Consider the following 5,930-nt stretch of genomic DNA (forward strand, 5'->3'; position numbering starts at 1 on the left):
CGCCTCGAATGCTTCTGCAATCCGCGTCCACTCCGGCTTCTCCACCTGCTTCGCCATGCCCGGAAGCGTCCGCCGCTCGCCGCTACCCCGGCAATCCCTCACGGCACGTCGTTGGCCGGACGGTTACAGCTGATTCGCTGCATTGACGACAAGGCCACCGAGGAGATCCTGATGTGGACGCCGGAGGACGGGCGCCCTGAGAAGGTTGGGGAGTACCGAGACGTTTGGGGAATGCGGATTGACGCTTCGCAAGCAGGTGACGCGAAGGTGTTCCGCACCTGGGGCTGGCCCATCGCGTTGATCGTCCGAGAGGAAATCCGCGACGCACTTGAGCGCATAGGCGCCACGGGAACGAAGTTTGAAGAGGTTTAGGGGCATGTTCCTCGGCTCCCCCCAGTGTCAGCATGGTTGTCGCCTCGGCGTGCTTCATGATGACGTCGTGGGCCTGGACCGTGAGCGACGGGGCGCGCTCATCCTGCATCAGCACGGGGTCGAGCGCCGGGGTTTATTGCTGTCACTCCGCCAGACGTGGCGCTATGAGCGCCACGTCGAGAACTTCCTCGGCTTCCATTACCTCGCCTGCATCTACATTTCATTGACTACTCGACGAAGGAACGAGCAGCGTGTTCCGTTCTTCCGCAGCCTCAACCTCATCAAAGGAACGTCCATATGTCAGCGATCTCAAAGCTTCCCGCTCCGACGACCCCGCCCCCCAATCTGCCTTCCAACACCGTAACGCTTTACAAAGCCGACAGCTGGACGAGTGAGAGCTACGCATTCAATATTCATGATTACACTAGAGATAAACGCCACGCCATGACCGGGATGAGCATTCAGGACACCGCGACCTGGATTGCGTTCAACCTCCCCGTAGGAACGGTCGTGACCATGACGGACGCCTATGTCGCTCCGGCCGACGGCAATGTCTATAACCTCAAAGGCTGCGGCAAAGTGATCGACCTCGTGGGAACAGGAAAGACCGAGGCTGTGGATCTAGTTGCATACACCATGAACGATATGATTTCGGCGTGGTATTGGCACACACCCGATCTGAACCTGGGCGCCATCGAACTCTACGCAGCAGGCGACTTCCAGTGGAACCGCACAGTCCTGTTTCTCTCGGAGTGGAACGCGGGACAGCTCCACTCACTGACGGGCTGGCACGTCGAGGATTCCGCGAGTTCCGCGCGCTGGCAGTCGATGCATGATGCACAGACGGCCTCGTTATACGCAGCCGATGACGGCTCGGGGGCTGCCTATGAGAATATCAAGGGCTGGGGCAGTTTCATGGAGTTGCGAGATTTCGGGCAGGTGGGATTCAATGACACTCTGTCCAGCTTCCGCTGGAACAATCTCACGCCGAGAAAGGAAATTGTCGCCCCGGTGCGCATTGCGGTCCCGAGCGGTGGGGGGGAGGGCTTGTCGTCATACTTGACTGGGACGAACGACAGCTCCGAGGTACAACCTTTTACCATCACGCTCACCAACACGAACAAACAGACGACAACGGTGTCGGTCACCAACCAGTACACGGCGGGCACGAACATGCAGTATACGCTCACGCACGCAAAGGAAGGCTTGGGGAGTGACCTGACCAACGAATGGACAGTTGGCCTCGGCTTTGAGTATACGAACACTGAGACTTCGGAGATGAGCAGGTCGCAAACCACGGCGCTCTCAGTCTCGCAGACGTTCAATGTTCCCCCCTACACCGTCTTCAATGCGACGCTGTTGGTGATGTTGGGTCAGCTGCCCCCAAGCTCTTTCTACACAACCACGGCCGAGCGCTGGTATGACCAGAACCTCAAGGGCAGTACATTCGATCCGTCGAACGGCTGGTGGAAGCGGACGGAGTCTATCTCCTTGCACCTGGGCGGAACTCTGGCTGCTGGGTCGAACTTGACCGTTACGACGACGAAGCTCCCCGTCCCTTAGCGATAGGTTTTCACCTCCTTGCGTTGTCTGTTTTTCCGGCGCCTTGAGGCTGAACATTCCCGTCGAGTTCTGGTGGGCGGATTTGAGGCGCCAGCTTCTAAAGTTGGCGCCTCAAGTGGCGACCTAGCCCAGACGGTGCTTGGGTTTTCGCAACGCTGGCCGTGGGTTCGATTCTCGCCGCCTCCACGCTGCCTGGACGCCCCGATAATCTTCCCGGCAGGCTTACCGACATTAGCTCCCTGGACAAGCGGTGGTACTTCACCCGGGAGCTGCGCAAGCGTCGGTGGGAAGACGCGGGGCAGGGGGACGGTGTCGTGCGCTGCGACGCTTGTTCCCGCCCCTTCGCTTACCCCGCCGAGCTGTGGCGGCACCAGCGTGAGGAGGGGCACCAGCATCTGGCGGCGAACGAGGAAGGACAGGGCGCATGAGTGCACCCTTCTTCCTCACGACGCCGGAGCTGCACAGGGAGGCCGTGGCGCACCTCATGGCCCAAACGCCCCTCCAGCGTGCCTGCCTCCTCCGGTTGCGGCTCTACCAGGACGCCCAGCGCATTCTCCCCGGGGCCTGTCCCCTCTGCTGGGCTCCGTGCTCCCAGGGGGCGCGCACCACGGAGCGGCAGGAGCGCCTGGTGGCCACCTGCGAAGACACGCAGTGCCAGAGCCTCTGTGACGACAGGCAGCGCCTCTCCGCCATCCACGGCCTGTTCGCCACCCTGAATCTGCCGCTGGACCTCTGGAATCTCCGGGGGCCGACGCCCGAAGCCATCGCGCTCTCCCGTGACGAAGGCCCGCCCGCGAAGGACGCGGCCGCTCGCCTTCAACACACCGCCCGCCGGGAAAGCTCATCCCGGTCCTGCGCGTCGGCGGTTGTCACCCAGGCCATTGGCACCTGCCCCCCAGGAACAGCGCCATCTGCTAGTCGGACGCACTCACGTCCCGAGCGGACGGAGTGGATGGGCAAAGGCGGAAGCGGCCCTCATCTACGAGGACCTGGGCGTGGCCACGGTACTTCCCGAGACCACGCCCTCCCAGACGCGTGTCTGCTTTCGCCCGGAGTTACTCGGCCCTACCCCGTCCCTCAGTAGAAGGTGATGGTGAACTGCTCCCATGGACCCCGGGCAGTGCGGTCGGCGTACACCCTGCTGCCGCCGCCGCCGCCGTTCTCGACCCCCACGTAGCGGGGGTTGAGGAGATCGGGCGTCGTCAGGGCCACGGTGTCTCCGGTGCCGATGGTGAGCAAGCCCGTGCCGGCAATCTTCAAGATGCGGAAGGTTTCATAGCTGCCAGGCGCCGTGGGGGTGGCTGTCACCCACGAGCCGCCACCGTTCACGGCCATGACATAGTTGCCTTCGTGCGTCTGCAGGTGGACGAGGTCGCCGGATTGCAGCTCGAAGCCGTTGCGGTCCACCAGTCGGAACCTCGCCACGGAATAATGGTCTTCGGTGAAGGTGGAATACAAATCGCCGCCGCCGCCGTCCTCGGCCCACAGGTAGTAGCCGCCCGAGGTACGCAGGGAGATGGTTTTCGAGTAGAGACGCGCCACGGTTGCCGCGTCCCTGATGCTCAGCGCGTCGCGCTGCCCGATGGCCTGCCCTCCCAGGGTCTCGACGGTGGCCTGCCCGTTCCTCGAGAACGCCGTCCGGGGGTAGTGCATGATGGAGCCGTAGTCATAGGCGAAGAGGTCGTCGCCGTCGGCGATCTGCTGGTCGAAGTTGTGCTCCTTGCCCACGAGGATGTTCTCGTACCGTATGCGCACGTAGGTATTGCGGTCCTCGCGCGACTGTTCGTGCCAGAGGCCCACCGCATGCCCGATTTCATGGATGGCACTGCCCTTGTCGCACGCGGCCTCCAGCACCACCACCTGCTTGCCACCAATTCGTCCGACGTTGGAGCTGCACCCGGTGCCGGTCTGGAAGTTGACGTAGTTCGGGTACAGCGCCGCATTGAGCACGGTGCGTTGCACGAAGCGCAGGTGCGTACGCTGTTGCCAGTGAGTGATGGCGTCCGTGATTCGCGCCTGGTTTGGCACAGCCGCATCGATGGCGTAGGGCACCTCGAAGTTGGGCCAGCGATAGTTTGCTCCGGTGATGGCCACGCCCTGGGCGTGGACTCCCGGGGCGTCGAGACCTCCCCGGGCCTTCACCTCGCGCACGCGCGCCTCCATCTCCTCCACCGTGCCGAGAATCATGTCTCCATCGAGGATGGCCAGTCCATCCACCTCGGCGTACTTCACTGGAACCAGCTTCCCTCTCGCGGCGTTCCAGGCGTAGCCCTCGCGAACCGGGGCGCCAGCCGGCACTCGGGCCATCTCCGGGTCCAGGGCGGGACGCGACTCCAGTCCCTCACCACAGGCGGTGAGCAGCAGGCTGGGGATGAACAGTGCAACCAGCGCGGACTTCAATGTGCTTCGAAGCATGATGCCTCCTTTCCGGAAGGCATTCCGGGGAACAGGAGACAACCACACCACTCTGACATTTGTCGTTAGAGATTGAGAACCCTCATCAATTCGTGACATGCCCCGGCGCCTTCGCCGAACGAAGGAGATGCACTGCATCTGCATTCATGAGCGCCAAGGCGAATGGGCACCTGTGGATTCCCCGTATATATTATAGTGCCAGGACTCGGATTCCAGGCGTAACGGCGGTTCATGACAAGCCCAGGCGCAAGGGCTCCAGCAGAAGGCGTGGGAGGCATTTCAGCGCCTTTGGGGCTCCAAGTATCCGCGCTCCTGGGACCTACCGGCGCTGTCGGCGGTGCGCTGCCCTCCCTCACGGCCCGTCGATTGCCGTGAGGGGCAAATGCATCTCGTGGGCATTTTGTCTATGGCCTTCAAATGCTTGTCGGCTGGTCGCCGGAGAATGTCGCGCATTCGTCTGTTGCGCGCCGAGCAATCGGGAGTAAGGAATGGTGTCGTTCATTCCATGGGGGGACGGTCCATTCCGGGCTTCAGCCTGCTCCGCGGAGAGAGACTCTCGATGCAAAGCCGTCCTGGTGCGCTGTGGTCGTGGGGGCTGGGCGTGACACTGGCCTTGTCGCTGGGGGCGTGTGGTGTGGATTCCAGTCCTCCGGCGGATGAGGTGTGGCAAGAAGACCACGGGGCGTTGACGAGTGAGCCGCTGTATGCCTCGTTGACGTGGGACCCGTATGCGGACGCTGTGGCCTCGGGCACCACGGCGACAGTGCTCAACGCGAGCGCGGCGCTGGGCGCTCCGGACGGGCAGGCCGCGACCCTGGTGGGCTTGCTCAACGCGGCGCTGGTGCTGGACCTGGGCCAGGGTGAGGAAGGCACCGGCGACCTGCGTGTCTATTACAAGGGCTTGTCCTTGGCGCTGGTGGCCCAGGTGGACTTCCTGAAGGCGGATGGGACGTTCATCGGCTCCAGCTCGCTGCACCTGGTGGAGCTGGGCCTGGGGACGCATGTGGCGGTGGCGCTCTACCCGGGAAGCAAGCCCTATCGCTACGTGCGCCTGAAGGGCGCGGTCGCGATCTACCTGGTGGACGCGGTGGAGACGTCGCTGCGGGCCGTCTGTGGTGATGGGGTGCTGGGAGGATTCGAAGTCTGTGACGACGGCAATCAACTCTCTGGCGACGGCTGCAACAGCGTCTGCGAAGTGGAGCCGGGCTACACCTGCACGGGAGCGCCGACAGTGTGCACCGACATCGACGAGTGCGCCGCCGGTACCGACAACTGCAACGAGAGCGCCACCTGCACCAACATCGGGGGCTCCTTCACCTGCGCCTGCAATGCGGGGTACGAGGGCGACGGCGTGACCTGCACCGACATCGACGAGTGCGCCGCCGGTACCGATAACTGCAACGACAACGCCTCCTGCACCAACATCGGAGGCTCCTTCACCTGCGCCTGCACGGCGGGGTACGAGGGCGACGGCGTGACCTGCACCGACATCGACGAGTGCGCCGCCGGTACCGACAACTGCAACGAAAACGCCACCTGCACCAACAGCGGGGGCTCCTTCACCTGCGCCTGCAATGCGG

Annotated in this window: 3 protein-coding genes and 1 pseudogene; 3 read left to right on the forward strand and 1 reads right to left on the reverse strand. The window is 63.3% G+C overall.

Features of this window, described 5'->3' with window-relative positions; all coding sequences use genetic code 11:
* Both D7Y13_RS47295 and D7Y13_RS37210 read left to right on the forward strand, forming a co-directional pair.
* Nucleotides 1–372, forward strand: a pseudogene (locus D7Y13_RS47295) (hypothetical protein); the annotation flags it as partial.
* A gap of 297 nt (nucleotides 373–669) precedes the next feature.
* Nucleotides 670–1,935, forward strand: coding sequence for a hypothetical protein (locus tag D7Y13_RS37210; RefSeq protein WP_147444476.1), 1,266 nt, complete (start codon nucleotides 670–672; stop codon nucleotides 1,933–1,935).
* 1,077 nt (nucleotides 1,936–3,012) lie between these two features.
* Here D7Y13_RS37210 and D7Y13_RS37215 read toward each other — a convergent pair.
* Nucleotides 3,013–4,350: a M12 family metallopeptidase gene (locus D7Y13_RS37215; RefSeq protein WP_199732919.1), complete on the reverse strand. Its 1,338-nt coding sequence runs from the start codon at nucleotides 4,348–4,350 to the stop codon at nucleotides 3,013–3,015.
* Nucleotides 4,351–4,909: 559 nt separating this feature from the next.
* Between D7Y13_RS37215 and D7Y13_RS37220 the strand changes: the two genes are divergently transcribed.
* Nucleotides 4,910–5,930: EGF domain-containing protein (locus tag D7Y13_RS37220; protein WP_244222425.1), on the forward strand; the 1,021-nt coding region annotated here is incomplete at its 3' end.

The sequence above is a fragment of the Corallococcus praedator genome (assembly GCF_003612125.1).
GTDB lineage: Bacteria > Myxococcota > Myxococcia > Myxococcales > Myxococcaceae > Corallococcus > Corallococcus praedator.